Here is a 24,979-nt window from a genome sequence, read left to right on the forward strand (position 1 = left end):
TTGCGTCATTCGATAGCATACCACATGAAAGTAGCGGCCCCACGTGACGCCGTGACATGGGTCCGGCCGGTCGCGGGAACGCCCCGCCCGGCGGGTCCTGACGGGACGGCTGCCGACCGTTCGGTGCCGTCTGGTCGAGGCGTCGCCGCGGAGCCGGGCGGTCCGGAGGGGGTTACGACCGGCCCCGGAGTTCGTCCCGGAACCCCTCGCTCTGGTGGTCGAGGTGGTCGAGCCGCGGTCCCAGCAGTTCGCGGGCGAACGTGACGAGCGGGTTCGACTCGCCGCGACCGACCATCGCCGTCTCCGTCCGTTCGCCGTCGGTCCCGGCCGTCGGCCCGTCGTCGGAGGCCGTCGCGGTCTCCCCGACCGGGGCCGCCGCGGGTTCGCCGTCGGCGTCCGCCCCATCCAGGAGTCCGAGGACGATGGCCTCCCGGTCCGCGAAGACGAGCCGGTCGACCCGCGGGTACGCCGAGGGGTCGTTCGCCCAGTCGAGTTGCGGCTCCCAGACGGTCGCCCCGGGGAGGTTCGCACGGAAGAACTCGCGGACGGCCGGGTCGCCGGAGCCGACGCAGAACCGAACCCCTCGCTCGATGGCGTTTCTCGCCTGCGGGAGACAGCCCTGGTCGAGCAGGTCGTCGGAGGCGTAGATGAGGAACAGTTCCTCCTCGGCCTCGTCGGCGAGCCGTCGGGCGTACCGATACACGTCCTCCCTCCCCTCGAGGACTCCGACCCCCTCCTCGTCGGATCGACGGCCGGGCCGGAACCGGGCCAGCGCCTCGTCCACCATCCCGCAGTCGAACCACTCGGCCTCGACGTCCGGGTAGCCGCACACGTCGACGGTCCGCTCGTCGCGGTCGTACTCCACCAGGCCGGCGTCCGCGAGCTTCGGCAGGCGATGGTGGTGCAGCGAGACGAGCGTGCGTTCGGTCTCCCGTTCGTACTCGGACGCGTCGAGCAGTGGGGCCTCGCCCGTCACGAGCCGGTCCGCCAGTTCGGTCGCGTGGAGCGGTCCCTCCGCCTCCCACAGGACCGTCAGGATCGCCCGGTACCCCGCGTCGGCGAGGAGCCCCAGAACTTCGTCCCCGTGCGATACCATGACATAAGTTAACATCTACCGGATGAAAAGTGTGCCCCGATAGTTTCTACCGATCCTCGCCCGAAACGGCCGATGCGGTCGAGTCGGTCCGTGGACCACCGCGACCCGGAGGCTATTGTCCGTGCGAGCGAACCCATGGACATGCACCTGCCCGACGCCGTCGTCGGCGACGCACAGACCAGCGCGTTCGCGTGGGACACGCTCACCGACCTCGTCGACGTCGGCAACCGCATGGCCGGTCAGGAGGGCGAGCGGCGCGGCGCCGAGGTCGTCCGCGAGGCGTTCGCCGAGGCGGGTCTGCGCGACCCGCACCTCGAGGAGTTCGAGATCCCCGGCTGGTGGCGGGGCAGTTCGTCCCTCGAGATCCACGAACCGCACGAGCGGGTCCACGACGGCCAGCAGGACGTGCTCGCGCTGCCGGGCAGCCCCTCGGGCGGGGCGACCGGCCGCGTGGTGGACGTCGGCGACGGCACCTACGAGGAGTTCGAGGCGAACGCGGACGAGCTGGAGGGTGCGGTCGCGCTCGCCTCCTCGAACACCCCCGAGGACGCCGACCGCTGGATCCACCGGATGGAGAAGTACGTCAACGCCGCCGACCGCGGCGCCGTCGCGTTCCTGTTCCGCAACCACGTCGAGGGGTCGGTGCCCCCGACCGGCGAGGTGGGCTACCACGAGCGCCCCGGGCCGATCCCGGCGCTGGGCGTCTCCCGCGAGGCGGGCGCCCGCCTCGCCCGCTACGCGGAGGAGGGCTGCGAGGTGACCGTCTCGGTGGACTGCCGGAACGAGCCGACCACCTCGCGGAACGTCGTCGCGGACGTGGACCCGCGCGGTCCGGAGGGCCGCGGCGGAGCCGACGAGACCGTCGAAGCCGAGGAGATGGTCCTGCTCACAGCCCACGTCGACGCTCACGACGTGAGCGACGGCGCGAACGACAACGGCGCCGGCTCGGCCCTGGTCGCGGAGGTCGGGCGGCTGCTGACGGACGTACACCTGGACACGCGCGTGCGATGCATCACGTTCGGCTCCGAGGAGATCGGCCTCTGGGGCGCCTACCACGCCGCCGAGACGCTGGACCTCGACTCGGTGAAGTGCGTCGTGAACCTCGACGGCGCCTGCTCCAGCCGGTCGCTCCGGGTCGGCTCGAACGGCTTCGAGTCGGTGGAGGCCGTGTTCGAGGAGGTCACCGACGACATGGACGCCCCGCTCGCGACCGACGACACGATCTCCCCGCACGGCGACCAGTGGGCGTTCGTCCAGGAGGGCGTCCCGGCGGTGATGACCTCGACGGTCTCGGAGTCGTCGGGTCGCGGCTGGGGGCACACCCACGCCGACACGCTCGACAAACTCGACTCGCGGGACCTCCGCGACGTCGCCGTCCTCGTCGCGGAGGCCGTCGCCAGGCTCGCGAGCGACGACGTGGAGACGCCACGCCGGAGCCGCGCGTCGATGGCCGAGTCCATCGACGACGGGTACGTCCAGGAGCTGAAGATGGGCGGGCGCTGGCCGTACGACGATCCGGAGTAGGCCACTCGTTTGGCCGTGCTCCGGTCGTCGGGACGGCGTGACTCGGATCCGAAACCGTGACCTCGAAAGCCCCCGCGGCTCCGCGGGAAGCACGGCGAAGCAAGCACCGCAGGCGAGCGAACGGAGTGAGCGAGCCGAGGAGCACAGCGAGACGCGCGACCGCGGAGCCGCGGCCCCTTTCAGTCCCGCCCGTGACGGTTCCGGGCGAGCCGCCGCCGGCTGTGTCGCCGGTCGCCGTCGGCCGCGGATGCGGCCGTTCACGCGGACATCCGGCCGGTCGTCGCCGATCGGTGGCGGGGAGTCACTCGCTCCCGCCGTCGGTGGCTGCCGCGTCGCCCGACCCGGATCCGCCCGCCACGTCGCCGCCCACCCACTCCATCTCGCCGTCGTCGAGGTCCCCGTCGACGGCTCCGTCCCCCGTCGCCCCGGCGCCCTCGTCCACGTCCGTCTCGAACTGCGCGAGCGCGCCGTCCAGCTCCATCGCCTGCTCCGCGAGGTCGTCGGCGACGCCGACGACCTCCCCCAGCGAGGCGGTCTGCCGTTCGGCGGCCGCGGCGACGCCGTCGGCCTCCCTGGCGGTCTCCCCTGCGGCCGACCGGACGTCGTCCATCATCGCGGCGACCTCCTCGGCGCTCTCGGCCTGGTCGTCGGTCGCGCCGTCGATGTCCTGCATCCCGGCGTTCGCCTCCTCCACGAGATCGGCGACCGAGCGGAGCGCGTCCGCGGCCGTCTCGACGGTCTCGGCGCCCTCGCCGAGCCGCTCCCGGGCGCCCCGCATGTCGTCGGCGGTCGTCTCGGTCTGGGTCCGGATGCTGGCGAGCTGGGTCTCGATCTCCTCGGCCCGGTCCTGGGCCTCGGTCGCGAGCGACTTCACCTCCTCCGCGACGACCGCGAACCCCTCGCTCCCCTCGCCCGCGCGGGCCGCCTCGATGTTGGCGTTGAGCGCGAGCAGGTTCGTCCGGTCCGCGATCTGCGAGACCGCCTCCGTGACCTCGCCGACCGCCTCCATCCGCTCGACGAGCGTCTCCACCTCCGCGACCGCGTCCTCGGCGCGCGTCTCGACGTCCTCGACGACCTCGACGGCGTCCTCGGCGGCCCGGCGGCCCTCGCGGGCCTCGGCGGCGGTCTCCTCGGCGGTCGCGGCGACGCCGCCGGCGGTGGAGGCGACCTCCTCCACGGTCGCGGAGACGGTGTTCATCTCGTCGGCCGCCTCGCCCAGCCGTTCCCGCTGGTCGGCGGTGTCGGAGCTCACCTCGGTCATCGACTCGGCGACCTCGCTGCTCACCTGCCCGACCTCGGTCGCGCTCCGCGCGAGGTCGTCGCTGGCGCCCCGCACCGAGTCCGCGAACGCCTGCACCTCGGCGAGGGTGTCCTCGAGCTCCGCGAGCACTTCGTTCAGCTCGGTCCCGAGCCGTCGGATCGCCTCGGCGTCGCTCCCGGGGTCGACGCGGGCCGTGAGGTCGCCGTCCGCGACGCGGCCGATGACCGCGCCGTAGTGGGCGGTCTTCTCCTCCAGGTGCGAGGAGAGGTGTTCGGCCTCCCGCTTCGCGGCCAGCGCGTCCTCCTCGGCGCGCTCGGCGGCCTCGATCCGTTCCCGGAGCCCGACCCGCATCGCGTCGAACCCCCGGTAGAGGTCGCCAAGTTCGTCCCGCCGGTCGCTGTCGATCTCGCGGTCGAGTTCGCCCGCCTCCAGGTCGCTGGCCGTCGCCGTCAGGTCACGGAGCGCGAGCACGGTCGGCCGCTCGACGACGAGCGCGAACCCGACCAGCAGGACGCCGACTGCCGCGAGCAGTCCGAGCACGCGGAGCCCGACCGCGTCCGCGAGGCCGAACAGGGTCGACGGCGGCGCCGACGAGACCATCGCCCAGTTCGCCCCGTCGACGCCGCGGTGGGCGACGACCGCGCGCCCGTCGCTCCCGGACCGGCCCGCCTCGAGGGTCGCCGCCCCGGCGGTCCCGTTCAGACCGGCGACGACGGCGGGCGAGTCGACGCCCGCGCCCTCGACGTGCTGGGTGCCGACCGCCTCGGGCGACTCGGTGTCGAGCACCACGACGCCGTTCGCGTCGACGACGCGCGTCCGCGACCCGGGCACCATCGTCTCCAGTTCCGCCGCGATGGCGGTGGCGTTGAGTTCGGTGACGAGCGTGCCGCCGGTGTTCGTCCGGGTGAACAGCACCCAGGACCGGTGTCCGTCGCGTTCGACGTACTGGATCCCCGCGTTCGCGTCCTCGGGCGGTTCGAGGCCGACGTCGGCGAGTTTCTTCCCGGTCAGTCCGTCGCCGGAGGTGGCGGATATCTCGCCGCCGTACCGGGCGTAGTGGACCGCCCTGACGCGGTCGCTGCCGAGGGCCCGGCTGGTGAGCACCGACTGCATGCGCCACTGCCGCTCCTCGCCGTCGGTCGTCGACGTCGAGACGCGGGAGAGTTCGCTCGCGGTCGTGTCGGCCGAGCGATCGACGTCGGCGAGGACGGTCTCCAGCACGCTCGCCTGCATGTTCGCCTGGCCCGCGAGGCCGTCCCGCTGTTCGCTGCGGACCTGGTCGGTGACGTCGGCGTAGACGGCCGCCCCCACGATCCCGCCGACCAGCAGGACGGCGGCGACCCCGAGGACCACCTTGGCGGTGTAGCTCCGACGCGGGTCGACGTTCATCCGTGAACCCCGCGGCGCGCGTTCGGCCGGGGGACGTCCGGCGCTCGTCGTTCCCGCCCGCGTCGTTCCCGTCGTGCTCGTCGTGTCTGGCTCATCTGTGGTTCCGCGCTGCCCGCCGAGTACGGGGACGACCGGCGGGTCGGCGACTACCTGATGGAGGTCCGGTCCGACGTTTTACGTTACCGGACAAATTATCAGATCCGATGACTCGCCGGCCGCGCGACGGCGGACCCCCGGCCGACGTCCCCCGGCGCTCGACGGCCGCCGGCGACGTGACGGAGCCAGCCGGCGTCGCGTCGACGCCGATCCGAGCGCCGCTCGATAACGATTTATGGTAACGTAGGAATCTATTTCTAAGGGTGGGATAATTTTCTACTGGGTCCGAACAGTGGTCGAAGAACGAACGAAAACCGAGAAAAGGAACTCGAACGTCCAATTACGTGGGTTCGCGGACGTCCGGTACCGACCCCGCACGGCGTCCCGGCCGGTCGGGAACCGGCCGGCCGCCACCGGCGGGGAGCGGGCGTGAGCGTGCCGAGCCGCCTCGTCGAGGCGGTCGTCCGGCGGACGCTGCTCCGTCGGCTGTTGCGGCCGCTGGTCGCGTTCGTGGCCGTCGTCGCCGCGGGCGTCGCGGGGTTCGGCGCGCTCGCGAGCGTCGGCGCCGTGGACGCGCTGTTCTGGCTGCTCGACCCGACGAGCATCGAACTCCACTTTCGCGAGCACGAGGGGCCGGAGACGCTCGTGAAGGCGTACGCGCTGATCGTGCTCAGCGGGCTCGTCGTGGCCGGGCTGTGGACGGGCGAGACGGTGTTCTCGGCGGCGTTCGGCGGGCGGATACGGGAGGAACTCGAACACATGCGAACGGAACAGCGGATCGAGGAGCTGGACCGGCACGTGATCGTCTGCGGCTACGGCACCTTCGGCGGGACCGTCGCCTCGCGGCTCAGCGAGAACGGCCGCGAGGTCGTCGTCGTGGAGCGCCGGACCGAGGGGTTCGAGCGGGCGCTCGCGGACGGGCTGCTCGCCGTCGAGGGGGACGCCAGGCGTGGGGAGGTGCTCGCCGACGCCGGCGTCGAACGGGCGACCACGGTCGTCGCCGCCATCGACGACACGAGCGCGAACGTCCAGATCGCGGTCGCGTCGAGCAACCTCGTGCCGACGGTGAGGCTCGTCGTCCGCGCGGGCGACGAGATGGACGAGGCGCTCGCCCGGCGGGTCGGCGCCGACGAGGTGGTCGTTCCCGAGGTCGTGAGCGCCGAGCACGTGTCCGCGGACATCTAGCCGCGTTCGGTGGTGACTTTTACGCGGCGGCTCCCACGGCCACGTATGCGCGAACCAGACCTCGACCGCTTCGCCTCCCGCCGCTCGACCGTGTACGGCCAGCGGGGCGTCGTCGCCACCAGCCAGCCGCTCGCCTCGCAGGCGGGCATCTCGGTGCTCGAGGACGGCGGCAACGCCTTCGACGCCGCGGTGGCCACGGCGGCCGCGCTGAACGTCGTCGAGCCCACCTCGACGGGGCTCGGCGGCGACGTGTTCGCGCTGTACCGCACGGCCGACGGCGAGGTGGGGGCGATGCGCTCCTGTGGCCCGGCACCTGCGGGCGCGACGATCGGGAACGTGCGCGAGGCCGTGGCCGAGGAGGAGGGCGTCGACCCGGCCGATGCGGAGATGCCCGAAACCGGCGCACACGCCGTGACCGTCCCGGGAACCGCCCGCGGCTGGGAGCTCACCGCGGAGACGTTCGGGGAGAAGTCGCTCGGCGAGTTGCTCCGGCCGGCCGTCCGCTACGCGACCGAGGGCTACCCCGTCTCGGAGGTCGTCGCGGCCCAGTGGCAGCACGGGGAGGAGCTGTTCGAGTCCGACCACGCCCGGGAGGCGTTCCTCTTCGACGGCGAGGCGCCGTCGACGGGCCGGACCGTCACGCTCCCGAAGCTCGGCGCGACGATGGAGCGCATCGCCGAGGAGGGCGCCGACGTGGTGTACGAGGGCGAGATCGGCGAGGCGATCGCGGCGGAGGTCCGGCGGGCCGGCGGCTTCATGACGACCGACGACCTGGCCGGCTTCGAGCCCGAGTTCCTGGACCCCGTCTCCACGACGTACGACGGCGTCGAGGTGTTCGAACTCCCGCCGAACAACCAGGGGCTCGTCGCGCTGGAGGCGCTGAACGTCGCGGAGGAGCTGGGCGCCGGCGAGCACGACCTCGACTCGCCCGAACGGGTCCACTACTTCTCGGAGGCGCTGAAGCTCGCGTTCCACGACGGCCACCGCTACATCACCGACCCCGAGTTCGAGGACCACCCGCCGCTCGCCTCGAAGGGGTGGGCCCGGAAGCGCGCGGCGGCGGTCGGCGAGACGGCCAACCACGACGTCACCTTCGGCGTCCCCGGCGCGAACGCGGAGGACGCGGACACGGTCCTGCTCTGCGTCGCCGACGACGAGGGGAACGTCGTCTCCTACATCAACTCCCGGTTCGCCGGCTTCGGCTCCGGGCTGGTCGCGGGCGACACCGGCATCGCGCTCCAGAACCGCGGCTCGTCGTTCTCGCTCGACCCGGAGCACCCGAACAGCCTCGAACCGGGCAAGCGCCCGTTCCACACGCTCATCCCCGCGCTGGCGAGGTTCGACGAGGACGACTGGGCGGCCTTCGGCGTGATGGGCGGCTACATGCAGCCGCAGGGCCACCTCCAGGTGATCTCGAACGTCGTCGACTACGACCTCCCGCTGCAGGCGGCGCTCGACCGGCCGCGGTGGCGCTACCGCGAGGACGGCAGCCTCGCGCTGGAGCCCCACTTCGACTCGAACGTCGCGGCGAAGCTCGCCCGGAAGGGCCACGACGTGCGGACGCTCCCCTCGGGGCAGTTCGGCGGCGCACAGATCGTCCGGAACGAGAAGGGGACGCTCTCGGCGGCGACCGAGCCCCGGAAGGACGGCAACGCGCAGGGCTACTGAGCCGGCGTCGACCGGGGGCCGACGGTCGACGTTCCTCACGGGTGCGGCGCTCGCCTCCGCTCCCCGCGCCCGGCGGCGGGTCGGCGGGCATAAGGCGCCGCGGCACCCCGTGGCGGTATGCGACAGTTCGTCGTCTGCGGCCACGAGGCCCCAACGACCCCCGACTTCCCGCTCGAGGACCTGCCGGGCGCGGCGGGGAGGCTCGACCTCCTCGCGCGGTGCGTGAACGCCGGGCTGTTCCTCTCGCACGGCATCCGCGAGGACAGCCGGGTCCACCTCGTCCTGCGGGACGAGTACGTCGTCAGGTTCGACGGCGCGACCGCGCGCGGGCTGCACCCGGACGAGCGGAGCACGGCCGCGCGGGTCCGCCAGGCGCTCGAAGTCCGGGAGGAAGCCATCGGTCACATGCCCGCGGAGGTCGCCCCCGGGGTGGAGCTGTACCGGATGGGCCTCGCGGAGACGCTCGACGCGCTCGCCGGCACGCTCGTCCAGCTCCACGAGGACGGGGAACCGGCCGCCGAGCACGACCCGCCGGCGGACCCGATCTTCGTGCTCTCGGACCACTCGGACTTCACCGACGCCGAAGCGGAGTCGCTGGCCGACCGCGTGGACGCCAGGCTCCGGGTCGGCCCGGAGGCGATCCACGCGGACCACGCCATCGCGGTGACGCACAACTACCTCGACACCGACGGCTACACGTCGTACTGAGGCGTCGCGATGGCGTGAGCGCCTGAGGGCGGCCCTTTCGGAAGCGTTAAAGGAGCGCGCGGCCACCCTCGAAACGCGGGCCGGTGGGGTAGCTTGGTATCCTTCGGCCTTCGGGTGGCCGTAACCTCAGTTCGAATCTGAGCCGGCCCATTTTCACCCCACTTCGCAACGACGAGCGACGGCGAGTCGTCCGCGTGAGTGCCGACCGCGACCTCGAACGCGCGCTAACCGTTCGACGGTCTCGTCGATGGACCATTTGATTTCACTCGACTGTGCACGTGATAGCCGCTAAGAAGAACCTGCGAGTGTATGAATCGACTCTTTCCGCGTCGACTCCGTGACGGCTACTTCTCGAGCGGTTCGATTTCGTCACCGGGACGAATCGTCCCACTTTCGATGACGTCCGCCCGAAGCCCACCCCGATGGGCCAGGGCGTCCAGGACGTCCTTCCCGGTGATGTCCTGAAGATACCCACAGGGTTCACAGAGCCGATCACCCCGACAGACGGCTTCACCGACACGGAATCGCTTGCCGACGAGATGGTTGAGGGCGGTATCCCGGGTGACGATGTTTCGCCTATGTTCGCCGGGAGCGAGTTCGATGTCTGCCTCGCGGTCGATTGCGTCGATGGCTTCTCGCTCGATAAGCGTCAGATCGTAGCCATCGTGGCGCTCCTCGTTCGGCCCCCACGTGACGAAGGTCCCGGTTTCGATTTCGCGAAAGTATCTGTCGCCCCGAAGGCCGCTTCCAGCGACGGCCTCGACTTCACTGCGTTCGTTCATTTCGACCTCGGCTTCGGGAGCAGTGAAGATGCGTTCGGCGATTCCGACTCCAGTCATACTCACAGAGAGTTAGTGCAAAAGCAAATGTCTTTGGTGTACTATGTTCCCAATGGGGCGATTATGATGGACCATATCCGAATAATAGTGGAAAAGTTGGATGAAATCCAAGTTGAGAAGGGATATATTCGCGCCTCAGCCGGACGTCTCGTGGGCAATATTTGAACCGTACTTAGCGATCGTGTCTCACGTGAATGTGGACCGTCGGATGTCCGACAAGGAGTGAATCCCGGACAATATGGTCCCAGCCGGCAGGAGGGACTGGTGTTATCACTCTGAAATTCATCTCCGGTCAAAAGTGAGCGCTACAGCCGCTAATTGGGTCTGCGCACCCAGCGATTTGGCATCTACTGCGTTTCGGCCTGCGTTCTGCTCTGGAATCGGCTCCCAGCGAAATACAGACTCATGAGTACGACTCCGATTACGAGCCCGATCGTGAGACTAACCGAAAGCCACTCACGGGGGGAAACTGCGATTGGCCGGGGTTTCAGCGCCCGGAAGTACAAGTACTGCAGTTCCTGCGAGAACACGTGGGGGACGAGGAAACTACCGAAACTGCCCCCACCACAGGCGAGTGCCCGTCCGAGGCGACTGGGTACTGGCATTCCTCGCCGCGCACAGTCCAGATACACGAGACCCGCTACACCTCCCCCGGCAACGAGTCCAGTTCCGAGCAGGATTTCGAGGAGGCTCATACTGTCGGCGTCTGCTCGCAGACTGTCTCCGTGCGCATATGAATGCACTCCATTCGAATGGTTCGTGGTTCATCTGTACGTAGCGATCCCCTCCCGCCGAACTGTGGACCGTCGGGCGTCCGAGAAGGAGTGCAATCCCGGACGATATGGTCCCAACCGAGTTCGATTCTGATCGAGAGCGCTCGCAACAGCGGCGATGTGAGCCTGCGAGCTTCTCGTTGAACCACTAAAACTCACGTGTCACGGTTACCGGACGACCTCCGTGAATTCGATGGCGTCCCCCGAGATACGGACCGAGAGTCCGACTGCATCAGAATCAGAAGGAGTCCACTCGTACGTCTCTTCCGGTCCGTTCTCTACGGAGACGCGAATCAAGAACGGTTCCTCCCGCTTAATCGGGTTTCCGTAACTAACTGAGTCGTCCGTGGGAATCGTTTTCGTATCAGACAACACCGTCTCTCCGGTAGTAACTCGCGTGACGGTAGTCGTCACGACGATGTCTCGCCCCATCCGGTTAGAGTACGCCAGGTCCGAGAGACCACCCCAGAGACTCCCTGAGACGGAGACGAGAGTCGGCCCGGAAAGCTGGAGGACCGTACGACGGGATGGAGGGCTGAACATACTCCACGGATGACAGTCTATCGATAAATGCTTCCCCTGTACTTGCCGATCCCCTCACCTGACCGTGACCGCTGAACGTCCGGGAACCGGTAGAGTCCGGACGAAACAGGTCCCAGCAACGAGAGGGACTACTGTTGTCCTCACGAAGCTTCGTTTCTGGCCGAGAAGGTGCGCGACAGTTCCTCCGTAGATCAGCAAATCAGCAAGGTAAACAGAAGTTGTATCACGAAAGGACTTTGCGATTCGCCTGCTCCTGCGGAGCATGAAGCGGCGAGGGATCGTCAGTGCACTCCCCGTCGGGATCCTCGGGTCGAGCGCCGGGCGTCTTTCGCGAGCGAGAGAAGCAACCGCGTGTGCCCCGCCGTCACGGTTCGGCGTCCTCATCGAGAACCACAGAGGGGGCCCGCAATCCGTGTCGGTGGAGATCGAGACCGGGTTGCTTGGGCGGAACGTGTTCTCCAAAACGTTCGAAGTTCCTGCAGCGACGGATGCTCAGGGACACACCTATCATCCGGAAGTCGCCCACGTAGCAAACGTCCTCACTGATCTCCGTTCACACGTCGTATCCGTACTCCACGGCGGTGAGACGGCCACGCATTCGTGGCGGGTAACCTGCAACCACCTCTATATTCGCATCGACGAGGAAGGACACGCATCCCCGGCCTATAGCACGCTGTCCCCTGATCGGTGGGAGCGTATCACCAGCGAGCGTTGATCATACAACGGCGTACCTCCATCAGGAAACTTCGACGGTCCCTATCCTCTGCATTTAGCAATCACATCTCACCTGACTGTGGACCGCATGGAAGGGGACAAGTTCCGCGGCGAGCACGAACCGCTCGGCCCGACCGCGGACTGGGAGCGGGCGATCCTCCGGGACCACATGCTCCGGGGCGTCAGGACCGCGCGGTTCGACGTCCGCGGGATCGATGAGCCGGACGAGGTCGACACGGACGGCCCTCGACGATGGGGGACCATCACGAACTCGAACCCGCGTCCGCGTCGACCGGCCCGTTCCCGCACGCCGGGACGGTGAACGAGAAGGTCGAACCGTCGCCGGGGGTGGACTCGACCCGAATGCGCCCGCCGTGGCGCTCGACGATCCGCTGACAGAGCGCCAGCCCGATCCCCGAACCCGAGTACTCGTCGACCGCGTGGAGCCGGCGGAAGATCTCGAAGATCCGCGTCTGATCGGCCGGGTCGATGCCGATCCCCTCGTCCCGAACCGAGATCTCCCACTCCGACCCCTGCCGCTCGGCGGAAACGTCGACGCGGGGCCGCTCGTCGGAGTACTCGATCGCGTTGCTCAACAGGTTCTGGAGGAGCTGCCGGAGCTGGGTCGCGTCGCCGCGGACGCGGGGGAGTGGCCCGGCCGTGATCTCGGCGTCGCGCTCCTCGATCATCACCTGGAGGTCCGCGAGTGCGTCCTCGAGGACCGCCTCGAGGTCGACTGGCTCGAACGGGTTGCCCTTCGTCTCGACGCGCGAGTACGCGAGCAGGCCGTCGATCATGTTCCGCATGCGGTCGGCGCCGTCGACGGCGAACCCGACGAACTCCCGGCCGTCCTCGTCGAGCTCGTCCCCGTACCGGCCCTCGATCAACTGGAGGTAGCTCGACACCATCCGCAGGGGCTCCCGCAGGTCGTGGGAGGCGGCGTACGCGAACTGTTCGAGCCGCTCGTTGGACGCCTCCACCTGTTGGATCGCTCGCTCGAGTTCCGTTCGCGTCGCCGTCAGCTCCTCGTTCCGCCTCGTCACTTCCCGCTCGCGGGTCGCGGCCCGGGCGTCGTGAACGCCGATGCCGAGGCCCGCGATCGACCCGAGCGCCAGCGCGATCGCCCGAAGCCAGTAGGTGAAGGGGTTGGAAACCCCCGGGTGAACGCTGCGCAGGACGAGGAAGACGAACAGCACCCCCACCCCGCCGAGACACCAGAACACGATCCGCGGGTAGAACTCGGGATCGATCTCGCTGTGCGACAGCCACCTCCCGACCGACAGGACCAGCACGCCGGAGAAGCCGATCAGGGCGAACTCGACGAACGGCTCCACCATCGCTCCCTCCCTGACTATCCTCTCGATCGTGTGTCCGGCCGCGACTGCCACGATCAGGAGGCCCAGCCACGACAGGCGACGGGACCAGCGGGGCATTGTCGTGGCTCGTGCCGCGACCGTAATTAGCCGAGCGGATGCGTTCACCGACGTAGCTGTCTGGTGTATCGACCGTCCGCGTCGAAACTCCCGGGCGCCGACGCGACGGAGCCACGAAGGGCGTGTCGTCTCCGGCGGAGCGTCGGCCCGCCCGGCGCCCGACGCTCACGTGATCGCGCCGTGCAGCCAGGCTTTCCAGAACCAGTCGGCCGGCATCGGCCAGCCGAAGGCGTGTTCTATCGCGTCGTCGAGCGCGAGGAGCACGCCGACGATGGCAACGCCGCGCCAGCCGAACAGCGGGTAGTCGCGCCAGAACGGCCCGAACAGGGGAACCGACAGCGCGACGACGAGCAGCGTCAGCGTGAGCACCGCGCCCGCCGCTGCGTAGTGTTGCCAGACGAGCGCGAACGCGAACGTCGCGCCGAACAACGCCGCCAGCAGCAGCCAGGACTCCGAGCGTCGAGCGTCGTCCCACAGGACGAGCAGCGCGACCAGCGTCACCAGCACGCCGATGTAGACGTGGTGTGGCGCCCAGGTCGTCCCGTCCGGGATCGCGTGATGGGGGAACTGCATGTCGTGTTCGTGGTTCGGTGGCCCGGCGGGTTCCGTCTGACAGTCGCTCGCACGGGCGTCCCCCACGTCGATCCCTGCGTGGTCACTGGCGTCGATCGACGTCACCACGTCGTCGACGACCTCGAACCGGTCGCGGTCGAGTTCCAGTTCATACGTATGGGGCCCGAGTTAATGGCTTTATTCGTCGGTCCGGTCGCGGGACCCGGGTCGCGTGGGGACCACGTCGGGCCGGATCAGTCCGGTCGGATCGGAACGATCGAGTCGAACCCGCTCGGGAGGTCCGGAGTCGCGACGGACGGCTCGACGGGAGGTTGCGGAGGCGACGAGCGGGCCACCGAGGACGGCGAGCCGCACGCCGAAGGCGACGAACGGACCGCCGAGGGCGACGACGGTCGGCACGCCACATCCGGTGTCGGTCGGAACGAACCTGCTACCGGCCGGTCAAGACGCAACGTTTGACCACGTCTATCCGTTCATGTACGACGACCGCGCACCCGATGGCGATGGGGGGTGACCCGAACTCTGGCGGCGACCCCGACGACCTCGCGCGGTGCACTGACTGCGGCCACGTGTACCCCGTACAGCGACTGGACGACGGAACGTTGCGCCCCATCGGCATCGAGGGAGTCTGCCGGTGCGGGAACGACGAGTTCCGACGGCTGCGCCGGGAGTGAGTGCCGGCCGTCGTCGGAGAAGGGAAGTCGACCCGGGAACGCGGCGTTCGGGTCAGTCGACCTCGACGTCGGAGACGTCCCGGGACCCGTTGCTGTTCTCGGCACGCACCACGGTGGGGCACTCCTCGACGTTCGCCCGGAGCCTGAACTCGCCCGTGCTGCCGTCGCCCTGCTCTATCGCCGTCGTCCCGAGCAGTTCGTCCGTGTTGTGGTCGTAGACGCTGATCGACCCGTCCGGCGTGCTGGACTCGCCGCGGACCTCCAGTTCGCCGTCGTCGTCGTCACACTCGGCCCGCGTGATGCTCGTCGACGGCTGTCCGTCGGTCTCGCCCTCCTCGACGACGAGGGTGTGGGCGTAGAGGACGCCGTCGTCGCCGTAGTAGCCCTCGACCTCCGCGAGGCTCCCCTCGGGGACGGTGCTGACGTCGACGGTGAACCCCGCCTCGACGACCGCGCTGAACGGCAACCGGGGGTCCTGCGCGGTGCGGATCACGGTGTCCTGGACCGCGAACGTCCCCTCGTTGATGGCGTCCTCGTTGGATCCGTTCGTCTCGGTGGTGTTCTCGGTCACCGCGCCCACGATCACGTTCTCGGCCGGTTCGACGAACAGGGTGTCGGCGGTCACGACCCCGCCCGTGTCCATCGTCGTCCCGACGGGGGCGGCGGTCCCGCCGAGGAACCCCGGCGTCGACCCCCGGCCGGGGAACGGGTCGCCCGCGAGGTCACCGATCATCAGGTCGGCCGTGGGCGAACTCATCGAGGCGTCGGAGACGTCGACGGCGATCCCCATGACGTCGATCGTGCCGGCCGCCTCGTCGACGCCCTCGAGCGGCCCCTCGAGCTCGGCGTCGATGGCCTCCTGGGCGCTGACGGTTCCGGTCCCGACGGCGCCCACGGCGGCGCTCCCGCCGAGCAGCTTGAGGAACGTTCGTTTGTCGGCTTCCGGCACCTGAAATTCATCTGTTACCTTCATCGCGATCACACGTCCGGAACGTACCTGGTTAGTAATTGGTCAGTTAACTTCCGGACGGCCCTCGACGGACCGGTCCCGCCGCCCCGGCGGTCGGGTTCGCCGGCGTCGAAACCGGAGAAGCAGCGCCGTGCTCCGCGCGCGCGGACAGCTGCCGACCAGTTACGTACGGGAAAGCCACACGTAGCCGTCGTCCTGACCCGTCGACGACCGAAACGGTGGCGATAGGCGATTGATAAACGTCGTAACACGGTGCAGGATTGATGCCGGACGGCGTCCAACGCTTCCTCCCGTGAGCGAGGACCGCGAGACGGGGAGAGTCCTGCTGCCGGCACCGCTCAGTCCCATGAGCAGCTACCCCTGCCTGCGCTCGCTCGCCACCCGCGGTATCGACACGTTGCTCGCCTCCGAGCACGAGCACCCGCCGGTGTACGCCTCCCGGTTCCGCGACGAGACGGCCCGCCTCCCACGCCCTCGCGAGGACCTCGTCGCCTACAAGGACGCGCTCGTCGGCCTCGCGGCCCGGCCCGACGTGTGTACCGTCGTCCCGATGCGCGAGGAGGACGCGTACGTCCTCTCCCGGTACGCCGACGAGTTCGAGCGGTACGTCGACCTCGTCGTCCCCCCGATGGGGACGCTCAGGGCCGTCCACGACCGGATGCTGCTGGCCGAGGCCGCGGAACGCGCCGGCGTGCCGATCCCGGAGACGCGCCCGCTCGACGAGGCGGACGACTGGGACGGCCGGTACGTCGTCAAGTCGCGGTACAACCTCCTCACCGACGAGTACGTGGAGTCGTTCCCGTCCGGGCGGGCCGACACCGCGAAGGACGTCACGCACGTCCGACCCGGCGAGACGCCGGGCGTCGAGGCGCTCGTCGAGGGGATGTACCACGTTCCGATCGTCCAGGAGTTCGTGCCGACGGACGGCGAGTACATGTTCGCGGGGCTGTACGACCACGGCGAGCCGCTGGCGACGTTCCAGCACCGCCAGATCAGGGGCGACTCCTACGTCGGCGGGGGCGGGGTGTACCGCAAGTCGGTGTACGTCCGGGAGCTGGAGGAGGCCGCCCGGGCGCTGCTCTCGGAACTGGACTGGCACGGGCTCGCCTGCATCGAGTACATGCGCCACGCCGAGACGGGCGAGTTCGTGCTCACGGAGGTCAACCCGCGGATGTGGCAGTCGCTCCCCTCGACGGTCCACGCCGGCGCCGACTTCCCGTACTACTACTGGCAACGGGCGACCGGTCGGGCCGACGAGATCGACCCGAGCTACGAGCTCGGGCGGGGGACCCACTCGCCGAACGGGGAGGTCAGCTACCTCGTGAGCGTCCTCCGGGACGACTCCCCCCACGTCGAGCGGCCGGGGCTCCTCGGGACGCTCCGGGAGCAGTTCCGGTCGATGTACCGACAGCCCTACTTCGATTACACCCACCCTGACGACCTCGGGGTGTTCGTCCGCGGCTTCCAGCAGCTGGTCTCCAACCGACTGAAGTAGCCGGCGGGTCGGTCGTCGGTTCAGCCGCCGTCGATGCGCCGGTCGTCGATTCGGCCGCTATCGATTCGGCCCTCTCGGTTCGAGGCATCCTCGATTCGGTCGCCGGCCGTCGGGCACCGGTTACCGGGTGGCGTCCACTTTCAGTTCCACCGTCCGCCTCCGGCTCACCCCTTTCCCCTCCTCGCCCGACGGTGGGAACACCATGCCGGAAACGACCGATCACGGCACGTTCACGCACCTCGAGGGCGAACTCGCGTGGACCATCGCGGAGCACAGATCGCCGACCGACGCCGTCGCCATGACGGAACGGCTCCTCGACCGGGACGATGGTCCCTTCGAGTTGCTCGGCCTCGTCGACGGCTGCGAGCGCGCGGTGTACTGGGCGCACCTGACCCGGACCGCCGTCCGGGCCGCCTTCGACGCCGACGGCGTCGACCGGTTCGAGGAACCCGGCGACTCCGACGGGCCGCGCCGCAAGGGCGAGTACCTCCAGCGGGAGGCGGTGACCGGCTGGGACTGGGTCCACCCGCGGCACCGGTGGTGTACCGCCGAGGGGCGCCGACGCTGACCGGCCCCGCTCGGCCCTCCGGCGTCCGCCCTCGTGTACTCGTCCCGAACCGACCGGACGCGAAAACGCAACCACCATTACCCCACCCGAACAGCATCCATCCGAACCTGACCGATGTCCCGAAGGGAACGGCTCGTGGTGGTGTGTGGGTTGCCGGGCGCGGGGAAGACGACGGTCGCCGAGGAGATCGCCGACCGGACCGACGGGGAACTGCTCCGGACCGACGTGGTCCGCAAGGACGTCGTCCCGGACCCCGACTACACCGAGGCGGAGACCCGCCGGGTGTACGGGGAACTGTTCGACCGGGCCGCCCGGGCCGTGACCGCGCGCGGGGCGGCCGTGCTCGACGGGACCTTCCGCGAGGAACGCTACCGGCGGAAGGCCCGCGAGACGGCAGCCGACCTCGGCGCGACGTTCGACCTCGTCAAGGTCGAGTGCAGCGAGGAGGTCGTCCGCGAGCGCATCGCCGCCCGCGAGGACGACGCGAGCGACGCGGACTTCGCGGTCCACGAACTGCTCCGCGAGGAGTTCGAGGCGGTCGAGGCCGCCGACCTCACGGTGGACAACTCCGGGGCCCTGCCCGAGACCCGCCAGCAGGTGGACGCCCGGTACTGACGCCGCGGATCGACGACGGACGTCCCCGATTCCCTCGCGATTTCTCCCCCTGACGCCGGCACGAGCGTTCAGCGACTGCCTTCCACGACGTCCGTCGAGGAACCTTCGCCGAGGACCGTCGAGGAACCTCCGGCGACGGTTCCACCATGAGAATACAGGGGCCGGCGGCAAGCGCGTCCGGCCCGTGGTGTCACCCCGCTCGTGAGGGACCGACGATGATCCGGAGACAGACGCTCGGCGCCGTCGACGGCGGAGCACAGCGACGCCCGGGACGAACGCAAGCCGGCGGGTCCGGTCCGGGAACCGGGGGCGCGCATCCGTGACCGTCGAGCTAAAACCGCTCGAGGAGCAGGTGGTCGTGATCACCGGCGCGTCGTCCGGCATCGGCCTGGCGACCGCGCGGATGGCCGCCGAGCGCGGCGCGCGCGTGGTGCTCGTCGCGCGCAGCGAGGGCGCGCTGGCGGAACTGGCCGACGAGATCGCGGCGAACGGCGGCGACGCGACGTACGTCGTCGCCGACGTGAGCGACCGGGACGACGTCCGCGAGGTCGCGCGGGTGGCCCGGGAGACGTACGGCGGGTTCGACACCTGGGTCAACGTCGCGGGCGTCTTCCTCTACGGCACCCTCGAGGAGACCCCCGTCGAGGACATGCGCGAGCAGTTCGACACCAACGTCTGGGGGCTCCTGTACGGCTCACTCGAGGCGGCCGACCACCTGCGGGAGCGGGGCGGCGCGATACTCAACGTCGGCAGCGTCGCGTCCGACCGCGCCTTGCCCCTGCAAGGCAGCTACTCGGCCTCCAAGCACGCCGTCAAGGCGTTCACCGACGCCCTGCGCATGGAACTGGAGGAGGAGGGTGCGCCCGTCTCGGTCACGCTCGTCAAGCCGAGCGCGATCGACACCCCGTATCCGGCGCACGCGAAGAACTACATGGACCGGGAGGCGCGCCTCCCGCCGCCGCTCTACGCCCCCGAGACGGTGGCGCGCGCCGTCCTCCACGCCGCGGAACGTCCCGAGCGGGACGTGTTCGTCGGGGCGGGCGGCGCGGGCCTGTCGGTGTTCGGCCGCGTCGCGTCGGGGGTGATGGACACGGTCATGGAGCGGCTGTTCTTCGGCCTCCAGCGGACGGACCGCGAGGCCGGCCCGCTGGAGCGGAACGGCCTCGACGACCCCGCGGGCGACCTCGAGGAGCGGGGCGACTACGACGGGCCGGTCGCCGGAACGAGCCTCTACACGAGGCTCGTCCAGCGTCGGCCGTCGGCCGGGGTCGCCGCGGCCGCGCTCGGCGCCGCCGCGGCCGCCCTGTACGCCTGGCGGCGGGCGACGCGCCGCTGAGCGTGCCGACGGACGCAACCGAGCACGGCGTGCGGTGGGGCGGAGACGGGGACGGCCGCCGGCGAGACACAAAGCGTATCGTCCGTGGCCGTCACGCCGTCCGCATGCCAGGCGCACGCGTCGCGAGCGGCGAGCGGATCACGCTCCGGACGGTCGAGAGCGAGGACGTCCCGTTCCTCCAGCGGGCCTTCGCCAACCCCGGGATCCGGTACCCGATCGGCAACCCCGTCAGGAACCGGGAGGGGATCGACGTGGCGGACGACGACGCGGGGAGCGACGACTTCCTCGTCTGCCTCGACGGCGTCGACGCGGGACCGGGTCGTCCCGACGAGGACGACGTGCGGCGCCTCGGCGCGGTCCACGTCGCGGACGCCGACTGGCGGCGCCCGGATCTGGGCTACTGGCTCGTCCCGGAGGTCCACGGCGAGGGCCACGGGTCGGAGGCCGTCTCGCTCCTCGTCGACCACGTCTTCCGGACGTACGACCACCCCGCCGTCGGCGCGGTGGCCTACGACCACCCCGCCGTCGGCGCGGTGGCCTACGACTTCAACGATGCCTCCCGCGGCCTGCTGGAGTCGCTCGGGTTCGCGGAGGAGGGGCGGATCCGCAAGGACCGGTTCGTCGACGGCGAGTACGTCGACACGGTGCAGTACGGGCTCCTCCGCCGGGAGTGGCGCGAACGGGAGGACTCGGTCACGTCCCGCTGATCCCCCGACGGCCGCCCGCCGCCGGGCGTCCGAGACGGGCGCTCCGGCTATTTCATCAGCGCACCGCCACGTCGAGGATCGCGTGCGTGCCGTCCTCGACGGCGCCGAGAGCGCGTTCGACGGCGGCCTCGAGTTCCGCGGGCTCGGACACCCGCTCGCCGTGACAGCCCCACCCCTCGGCGAGCGCGGCGTAGTCGGTGCCGGGGTCGAAGCGCGTGAACTCGGACGGATCGAACCCGACCTCGTCGTACTGGTCGGCGATCGCGTCCGAGACGGCGGCCCACCCCTCGTTGTTGTAGACGACGGTGAGGTGCGGCAGGTCGTACGCCTCGGTCATCTGGACGGCGGCGAGCGGGTTCCCGAGGACGAAGGAGCCGTCGCCGACCACACCGACCACCGTCGCGTCCGGGCGCGCGAGCGCGACTCCCGCCGCGGCCCCGAGGCCCCAGCCCAGTCCGCTCGAACAGTACGAGTAGTAGGTACCCGGCTTCGTGCGGGTGCAGTGGCGCAGCACCGAGGGCGTGTTCGTCACGGTCTCGTCGACGACGATCGCGTCGTCGTCGAGCGCCTCCCCGAGCGCGTGCGAGAGGAGGTCGGGCGTGATCCGGTCGGCGTCCGCGGCGTCGGGGACGGCGTCGCGCCGTCGCTCGTGGCGGGCGAGGCCGCGCTCGCCGAACCGGTCCGCCCGGTCGGCGCCGTCCGCGGGGTCGAACGCCTCCGTCAGGTCCGCGAGCGCGGATTGCGCGTCCGCGCGCACCCGGAGGTCCGCGTGGAAGTCCCACATCGGGTACATCGGCTTCTCCGGGTCCGCGTCGACGTGGACGACGGTCGCGTCCGCCCGCGGGCTGGCGCGTTTGGGGACCCACGGGACGTCACAGTCCACGACCAGGAGCAGGTCGGCCTCGTCGAGGTGGGGTTCGGCGCCGAACCCGAAGTGGAGGGGGTGGTCGCGGGGGAAGTTCAGGTCGAACGCGGGCGCGGTCTCGACGACGGGAACGCCGACGGTCTCGGCGAACGACTCCAGCACCGGCACGGCGGCCTCCTCGCGACCGAGGTAGCTCGTGACGACGAGCGGGTGCTCGGCCTCCGCGAGCAGATCCGCGAGTCTCCGGCGCGTCCCGGCGTCGAGCGTGGCCGGCTCGGTCGCCGTGGTCCGGTTCGGTGTCGGCGCCGGCGCCTCCCGCCGGAGCACCTCCCGGGGGAGCGTCAGGTAGGTCGGGCCGGCCGGGTCCGCCGTGGCGACGTCGAGGCCGCGGTCGACGACGCCGTCGACGTTCTCCGCCGCCTCGAGTTCGTACTCCCACTTGGTGTACTCGCGGACGATCCCGTGCTGGTCGGCGACGTCCTGGTACCAGTGGACGAAGATGCTGCGCGACCCCGGCGTCTCGCCGTCGGTGGTCAGCGGCGTCCGCCCCGCCACGACCAGCAGCGGGACCCGCGAGCGGGCGGCGTTGTGCAGGCTCGCCCCGAGGTTCGCCGTGCCGACGTCGACGTGGACGAGGACGACGCCCGGGTCCCCGGTCGCCTGTGCGTACCCGTGTGCGGCGCTGGCCGCGACCATCTCGTGGGGCGCGAGGATCGGGGTCGGCGCGCCGTCCTCGGCGAACCCCCTGATCAGCGTCGGGTGGTCGGTGCCGAAGGTCGCGAAGACGTACTCGACGCCCCGCTCCCCGAGCCGCTCGACGAGGCGTTCGCCGACCTCCCGGCCGCCCTCGTCGCTCGGGTCGCCCCCCTCGCTCATGTCGCCACCCCGTCCGTGTCGGCCGAACTCGCCGTCATGGGCCGAACGAGGGGGCGAGCGGATTTATATCTGGCCGGGGTCGCGCCGACCACCGGGGCCGCGCCGGCGCCGACGTCCGGGGCCGCCCCGATGCCGAAAGCTTTTGCCGAAACCGCCGTTCCTCACGATGATGACCGGAGACCGCGGGTCGCACCTGGTCCTCGCCGGCGTCCTGCTGTTCGTGCTCACCGTGGGGGTGAGCGGCGCGCTCGCGCCCGACCGGGCCGGGACGACCGCCGCGCCCGACGGCGAGACGCGCGCGACGCTCGTCGGCTCACAGGGGGGCGGACCCGGCTGGCACGAACACGGGAGCATCTACCTGCTGAACGGGAGCGACGTGGAGTGGCGCGAGGACAGCGCGGACAGCTACTTCGACGTCCAGCGGCTCGAGGACGGCACCGTTCTCGCGGGGTTCATGCACTCCGGCTACGAGGAGTGCGGCGAGTACGAGTCGCCGTGCACGCGGACGGGAATCCGCATCGTCGACCCCGACGCGGAGGGCGGGCCCGAGGTGGTCGAGGAGTACAGCTTCCCCGTCCGGTCCCAGTCGAACAGCGAGATCCACGACGCCGAGCCGCTCCCCGACGGCGGCTACGCCATGACCGACATGGACCGCGAGCGGATCCTGATCGTCGAGGACGACGAGGTGGTCTGGCAGTGGAACGCCTCGGAGCTGTACGACGAACCCGACGACCCCACCCGGACCGACTGGCTCCACATCAACGACGTCGACCGGATCGGCGAGGACCGCTTCCTCGTCTCGGTCCGGAACGCCAACCAGCTCGTGATCGTCGAGCGGACCGACGACGGCGGGAGCGAGGTCGTCGAGATCGTCAACGAGGACACGGGCGGGAGCGACGCCTCCTGTACCAAGAACGGTCAGCTCCGCGACGCCGACGGCGACGGCGACGTGCGCTGTGGCGACCCGTCGGTCCTGAACCACCAGCACAACCCGCAGTGGCTGGGCGACGGCGCCGTCCTGGTCGCGGACTCGGACAACGACCGCGTGGTCGAACTCCACCGGAACGCGGAGGGCGACTGGGAGCCCGTCTGGGTGCTCGAGAGCGCCGAGGGAATGGACCTCCGCTGGCCCCGTGACGCCGACCGCCTGCCCAACGGGAACACGGTCGTCACGGACACGCTCAACAAGCGCGTCTTCGAGGTCGACGAGAACGGTACCGTGGTCTGGAGCGTCGAGACCGAGCGCATCCCGTACGAGGCCGACCGCGAACCCCGCGAGCTGACCGGCGGCGTGACCGCCGACCTGCCCCGGTATGACGGCGACGGGACGCACGTCGCGGGCTCCGGGAGCGTCCCCGTCCTCTCGACGCTCGTCGTCGGCCTGCGGGCGGTCGCGCCCTGGGCGCCCGTCTGGTTCGCCGAGACGCAGATCGGGCTCACGCTCGTCTCGCTCGCGCTCGCGCTCGGCGGCGGGGTCGTCCACGTTCGGTCGGATTGACCCCGGCGTCCGGGTGAGTTGACCGCGACGGCCGGTCGGACCGACGGACGCGGGGTGCGGGCCGAAGGGGTCGATTTTTCCCGCCCGCCGCCAACCGCCGGACATGAACGCGGACGACCTCGCCTGGGAGACGGTCGACTCCGGCGTGGACTACACCTGTCCGGGGTTCGACGTCCGCCGTGACGACGTGCGGCTCCCGGACGGCACCGAGACCGACTTCCACTACGTCGACGAACCGCCCGCGGTCGTCGTGCTCCCGTTCACCCCCGACGGCGACGTGGTGCTGGTCGAGGAGTGGCGCCAGGCGGTCGGCCGGGTGAACCGCGGGCTCCCCGCGGGGACCGTCGAGGACGGCGACGACGCGGACCTGGAGGCCGCCGCCCGGCGGGAGCTCCGCGAGGAGACCGGACACGAGGCCGACTCGCTCTCCCACCTCGTCACGGTCGAACCGGAGAACGGAATCGCCAACTCGGTCCACCACCACTTCCTCGCCCGCGGCTGCCGCCCGACGGCCGAGCAGGACCTCGACTTCAACGAGAGCATCCGCCCGGTCGTCGCCGACTACGACGAGTTCAGGGCGGCCGTCTTCGGCGGCGAGGTACGCGACGGGCGGGCCGTCCTCGCGGTCTCGCGGTACGAGGCCGAACACGGGTCCGGCGTGACCGGCGCGGATGGCCTCGCTGGCGACGAGTAATCGAGTGACAAGCGTCTTGGTCCGCCCGTTCGATGCCCCCGTATGGTCACGCTCTCCCCCCGCTCCCGGGCGTTCGCCGTCGGATACGGGCTCGGGATAACCGGCGTCGTCCTCGCGCTCCTGTTGACGCTCCCGGCCGTGCTCATGCTCTCGCTCGCGGGCACCGCGTCGACGGTCGCCCTCCTCCTCGTCAGCTTCGTCTTCGGACAGTACCTCCCGTTCATGGGCTTCCCGCTCCTGTATCTCCGGCGCTGGCGGGGGATGGGCTGGGCCGACGTCCGGGAGTACCTCGGCGTCCGCGTCCCGACGATCCGGGAACTCGGCGTCGTCGTCGCGGGCTTCTTCGCGGTGCTGGGGCTGGCGTTCGGCACCATCCTCTTGGTCACGCAGGTGTTCGAGCTCACGCCCGCGCAGAACTCCACGGCCGAACTCGCGATGGACGCCCCCCGGGTCATCCCGCTGCTTATCGCCGCCTCCCTCCTCGTCATCGGGCCGTGCGAGGAGACGCTGTTCCGTGGCGGGGTCCAGAACCGGCTTCGCGAGTCGTTCTCCGCGCCCGTCGCCATCACCCTGGCGGCGGTGCTGTTCGCCGCGATCCACGTCACCGCGCTCACCGGCGGGCTCGAGGCCCGCGCGGTCACCATCGGCATCCTGCTCGTCCCCAGCTTCGTCTTCGGCGCCGCCTACGAGTACACCGGCAACCTCGTCGTCCCGGCGCTCATCCACGGGATCTGGAACGCGTTCCTCTTCACCAGCCTGTACGTCTCGCTGAGGTTCGGGCCCGAGGGCGGCGCCGGGGCCGTGCTGCTCCCGCTGTTCGGCTGATCCGGTCCGGTTCCGTCGGGGACGTTCGGAGTAGCATGGATTGGTGAGTAACGC

Annotated in this window: 23 protein-coding genes and 1 tRNA gene; 16 read left to right on the forward strand and 8 right to left on the reverse strand. The window is 70.3% G+C overall.

The annotated features are described in order from the left end of the window. Positions 1–172: 172 nt before the first annotated feature. Positions 173–1,096, reverse strand: a complete 924-nt coding sequence (locus tag HUG12_RS06035) for a DUF7344 domain-containing protein (RefSeq protein WP_179267903.1) — start codon at positions 1,094–1,096, stop codon at positions 173–175. Positions 1,097–1,237: 141 nt separating this feature from the next. Here HUG12_RS06035 and HUG12_RS06040 point away from each other — a divergent pair, with 141 nt between their 5' ends. Further along, positions 1,238–2,620 carry a M28 family peptidase gene (locus HUG12_RS06040; protein ID WP_179270580.1) on the forward strand — a complete coding sequence of 461 codons (1,383 nt, stop codon included), beginning with the start codon at positions 1,238–1,240 and terminating at the stop codon, positions 2,618–2,620. Between the two features lie 301 nt (positions 2,621–2,921). On the opposite strand, the gene HUG12_RS06045 is transcribed toward HUG12_RS06040, so the two are convergent. Further along, positions 2,922–5,270 carry a methyl-accepting chemotaxis protein gene (locus tag HUG12_RS06045; RefSeq protein ID WP_179267904.1) on the reverse strand — a complete coding sequence of 783 codons (2,349 nt, stop codon included), beginning with the start codon at positions 5,268–5,270 and terminating at the stop codon, positions 2,922–2,924. Positions 5,271–5,801: 531 nt separating this feature from the next. On the opposite strand from HUG12_RS06045, the gene HUG12_RS06050 reads away from it, so the two are divergent. From HUG12_RS06050 to HUG12_RS06065, 4 genes are all read left to right on the forward strand, one after another. Further along, positions 5,802–6,551 (forward strand): potassium channel family protein, encoded by a 750-nt coding sequence (locus tag HUG12_RS06050; protein ID WP_394354283.1) that lies wholly within the window; start codon positions 5,802–5,804, stop codon positions 6,549–6,551. Positions 6,552–6,596: 45 nt separating this feature from the next. Further along, on the forward strand, positions 6,597–8,219 hold the full coding sequence (gene ggt / locus HUG12_RS06055) for a gamma-glutamyltransferase (protein ID WP_179267906.1): 1,623 nt from the start codon (positions 6,597–6,599) through the stop codon (positions 8,217–8,219). A 117-nt stretch (positions 8,220–8,336) separates the two neighbouring features. Continuing rightward, on the forward strand, positions 8,337–8,927 hold the full coding sequence (gene trmY, locus HUG12_RS06060; protein WP_179267907.1) for a tRNA (pseudouridine(54)-N(1))-methyltransferase TrmY: 591 nt from the start codon (positions 8,337–8,339) through the stop codon (positions 8,925–8,927). Between the two features lie 77 nt (positions 8,928–9,004). Then, a tRNA-Pro gene (locus HUG12_RS06065) sits at positions 9,005–9,077 on the forward strand. A gap of 194 nt (positions 9,078–9,271) precedes the next feature. Here HUG12_RS06065 and HUG12_RS06070 read toward each other — a convergent pair. Both HUG12_RS06070 and HUG12_RS06075 read right to left on the reverse strand, forming a co-directional pair. Next, a complete protein-coding gene (locus HUG12_RS06070) occupies positions 9,272–9,766 on the reverse strand; it encodes an MOSC domain-containing protein (RefSeq protein WP_179267908.1) in 495 nt (164 codons plus the stop codon). A gap of 941 nt (positions 9,767–10,707) precedes the next feature. Continuing rightward, positions 10,708–11,082 (reverse strand): hypothetical protein, encoded by a 375-nt coding sequence (locus tag HUG12_RS06075; protein ID WP_179267909.1) that lies wholly within the window; start codon positions 11,080–11,082, stop codon positions 10,708–10,710. 262 nt (positions 11,083–11,344) lie between these two features. Here HUG12_RS06075 and HUG12_RS06080 point away from each other — a divergent pair, with 262 nt between their 5' ends. Further along, complete coding sequence (locus HUG12_RS06080) at positions 11,345–11,797, forward strand: hypothetical protein (RefSeq protein WP_179267910.1); 453 nt, start codon at positions 11,345–11,347, stop codon at positions 11,795–11,797. A 262-nt stretch (positions 11,798–12,059) separates the two neighbouring features. Here the strand turns inward: HUG12_RS06080 and HUG12_RS06085 are convergent, their stop codons facing one another. Together HUG12_RS06085 and HUG12_RS06090 are read right to left on the reverse strand one after the other, a co-directional pair. After that, positions 12,060–13,229, reverse strand: coding sequence for a sensor histidine kinase (locus HUG12_RS06085; protein ID WP_179267911.1), 1,170 nt, complete (start codon positions 13,227–13,229; stop codon positions 12,060–12,062). A gap of 165 nt (positions 13,230–13,394) precedes the next feature. After that, positions 13,395–13,907 (reverse strand): hypothetical protein, encoded by a 513-nt coding sequence (locus tag HUG12_RS06090; RefSeq protein WP_179267912.1) that lies wholly within the window; start codon positions 13,905–13,907, stop codon positions 13,395–13,397. Between HUG12_RS06090 and HUG12_RS06095 the strand changes: the two genes are divergently transcribed. Both HUG12_RS06095 and HUG12_RS06100 read left to right on the forward strand, forming a co-directional pair. Further along, positions 13,881–14,261 (forward strand): hypothetical protein, encoded by a 381-nt coding sequence (locus HUG12_RS06095; protein ID WP_179267913.1) that lies wholly within the window; start codon positions 13,881–13,883, stop codon positions 14,259–14,261. The two genes, HUG12_RS06090 and HUG12_RS06095, sit on opposite strands and share 27 nt — an antisense overlap. Before the next feature lie 44 nt (positions 14,262–14,305). Continuing rightward, entirely contained in the window at positions 14,306–14,476 is a 171-nt protein-coding gene (locus tag HUG12_RS06100) for a hypothetical protein (RefSeq protein WP_179267914.1), read from the forward strand. 52 nt (positions 14,477–14,528) lie between these two features. Here the strand turns inward: HUG12_RS06100 and HUG12_RS06105 are convergent, their stop codons facing one another. Beyond that, positions 14,529–15,449: a hypothetical protein gene (locus tag HUG12_RS06105; protein WP_179267915.1), complete on the reverse strand. Its 921-nt coding sequence runs from the start codon at positions 15,447–15,449 to the stop codon at positions 14,529–14,531. 289 nt (positions 15,450–15,738) lie between these two features. On the opposite strand from HUG12_RS06105, the gene HUG12_RS06110 reads away from it, so the two are divergent. The 5 genes from HUG12_RS06110 to HUG12_RS06130 all read left to right on the forward strand — a co-directional run bounded on the left by HUG12_RS06110 (position 15,739) and on the right by HUG12_RS06130 (position 20,167). Continuing rightward, entirely contained in the window at positions 15,739–16,941 is a 1,203-nt protein-coding gene (locus HUG12_RS06110; protein WP_218836409.1) for a carboxylate--amine ligase, read from the forward strand. A 202-nt stretch (positions 16,942–17,143) separates the two neighbouring features. Then, on the forward strand, positions 17,144–17,509 hold the full coding sequence (locus HUG12_RS06115; protein WP_179267916.1) for a hypothetical protein: 366 nt from the start codon (positions 17,144–17,146) through the stop codon (positions 17,507–17,509). 114 nt (positions 17,510–17,623) lie between these two features. Then, the gene (locus HUG12_RS06120; protein ID WP_179267917.1) at positions 17,624–18,124 is read left to right on the forward strand and encodes an AAA family ATPase; all 501 of its coding nucleotides are present in this window, start codon (positions 17,624–17,626) and stop codon (positions 18,122–18,124) included. A 319-nt stretch (positions 18,125–18,443) separates the two neighbouring features. Next, on the forward strand, positions 18,444–19,460 hold the full coding sequence (locus tag HUG12_RS06125; protein ID WP_179267918.1) for an SDR family oxidoreductase: 1,017 nt from the start codon (positions 18,444–18,446) through the stop codon (positions 19,458–19,460). A 104-nt stretch (positions 19,461–19,564) separates the two neighbouring features. Continuing rightward, positions 19,565–20,167, forward strand: coding sequence for a GNAT family N-acetyltransferase (locus HUG12_RS06130; RefSeq protein WP_179267919.1), 603 nt, complete (start codon positions 19,565–19,567; stop codon positions 20,165–20,167). A gap of 55 nt (positions 20,168–20,222) precedes the next feature. Here the strand turns inward: HUG12_RS06130 and HUG12_RS06135 are convergent, their stop codons facing one another. Next, entirely contained in the window at positions 20,223–21,908 is a 1,686-nt protein-coding gene (locus tag HUG12_RS06135; RefSeq protein WP_179267920.1) for a thiamine pyrophosphate-requiring protein, read from the reverse strand. 169 nt (positions 21,909–22,077) lie between these two features. Between HUG12_RS06135 and HUG12_RS06140 the strand changes: the two genes are divergently transcribed. From HUG12_RS06140 to HUG12_RS06150, 3 genes are all read left to right on the forward strand, one after another. Further along, positions 22,078–23,406: an arylsulfotransferase family protein gene (locus tag HUG12_RS06140; protein WP_345777001.1), complete on the forward strand. Its 1,329-nt coding sequence runs from the start codon at positions 22,078–22,080 to the stop codon at positions 23,404–23,406. Between the two features lie 103 nt (positions 23,407–23,509). Continuing rightward, the gene (locus tag HUG12_RS06145) at positions 23,510–24,100 is read left to right on the forward strand and encodes an NUDIX hydrolase (RefSeq protein ID WP_179267922.1); all 591 of its coding nucleotides are present in this window, start codon (positions 23,510–23,512) and stop codon (positions 24,098–24,100) included. Between the two features lie 42 nt (positions 24,101–24,142). After that, positions 24,143–24,925, forward strand: coding sequence for a type II CAAX endopeptidase family protein (locus tag HUG12_RS06150; protein WP_179267923.1), 783 nt, complete (start codon positions 24,143–24,145; stop codon positions 24,923–24,925). Positions 24,926–24,979: the final 54 nt, after the last annotated feature.

Source organism: Halorarum salinum, assembly GCF_013402875.1.
Taxonomy (GTDB): Archaea; Halobacteriota; Halobacteria; order Halobacteriales; family Haloferacaceae; genus Halorarum; species Halorarum salinum.